General features: G+C 35.8%; 3 pseudogenes. 1 reads left to right on the top strand and 2 read right to left on the bottom strand.

Going from position 1 to position 1,067, the window contains the following annotated elements:
• A pseudogene (locus tag ELQ35_RS21775) lies at positions 1-186 on the bottom strand (ISL3 family transposase); the annotation flags it as partial.
• Positions 187-376: 190 nt separating this feature from the next.
• On the opposite strand from ELQ35_RS21775, the pseudogene ELQ35_RS23880 reads away from it, so the two are divergent.
• Positions 377-672 (top strand): annotated as a pseudogene (locus ELQ35_RS23880) (DUF4158 domain-containing protein); the annotation flags it as partial.
• On the opposite strand, the pseudogene ELQ35_RS21765 reads toward ELQ35_RS23880, so the two are convergent.
• Positions 658-1,067, bottom strand: a pseudogene (locus ELQ35_RS21765) (transposase); the annotation flags it as partial. The pseudogenes ELQ35_RS23880 and ELQ35_RS21765 sit on opposite strands and share 15 nt — an antisense overlap.

Genomic DNA, 1,067 nt, shown 5'->3' with positions numbered 1-1,067 from the left:
AATGTCATGGACCTTCGCATGGGAAGCACCACAGTTCGGACAGGCAAATGTCGCACCACGTTTAAAATCTAAATAAACGTCCAGAATTTGATCGTTTTGATTCAATTCATAGTCAATTACATACCAGGGGTCTTCAATTTTTAATGCTTTTTGAAACACAGTATAATCCTCGTTGAAGTCTCTCATCTATAGGCCACCTCGGATAATATTTTTAAAGTTATTATCCAGTATGGACAGCCCTATGAATCTTTAAACAAATACTATTTAGCGAGGAAGCGATTTTATTTAGTTATACTAATTTTCTTAGTTATCTTGATGGTCTCTATGTTTGAAATTATACTATAAAAAAAACGTGTAGATCAGAAGGAGAGAACCAGTGAAGAAAAATTGGAATGAAGACGAGCTTTTAGCAGACTTTGTATTAATGCCAAACGAACTCCATCTAGCCATGGTGAATAAAACAGAAGCAAACCGTTTGGGCTTTGCTTTGTTATTAAAATACTTCCAACAGGAAGCTAGATTCCCCATAAAAAACAAGATGTTCCGAAAGTAATTATCGAATACATAGCTAAGCAATTAGACATTTCACCCGATCGATTTGAAGAATATAGCTGGGGTGGAAAAGAAAAGACTTACACCCGACATCGCAAAAACATAAAGGATTTCTTTGGGGTGTCCCTTTTTATACTCTATCGGACTTAGATAATCAAGCGTCCCGTGAATCCTGATATGATTAAACCAGTGGACATAATCATCTAGTTCCAGCTTTAATTGTTCTATGCTTTCGAAGTATTTCCCTTTTACAAATTCTGTCTTAATGATTTTAAATGTAGCCTCAGCTACCGCATTATCATAAGGACAACCTTTCATGCTCAATGATCGGTTTATTTCGAAAGTGTCTAACGCCTCATCGATTAATTTATTTTTACATTCACCACCCCTGTCGGTATGGAAAAGTTGAATTTGGCTTAAATCAGCCTTAACTGTCGATAGAGCTTGATAAATAAGTTTAGCGTCTTTATTAGGACCCGCACTATGCCCAATAATTTCTCGATTATAAAGATCAA

The sequence above is a fragment of the Peribacillus cavernae genome, assembly GCF_003989135.1.
Taxonomy (GTDB): Bacteria; Bacillota; Bacilli; order Bacillales; family DSM-1321; genus Peribacillus; species Peribacillus cavernae.
The sequence above is the reverse complement of the archived record's forward strand: the minus strand, read 5'-3'. Positions and strand labels throughout refer to the sequence as shown.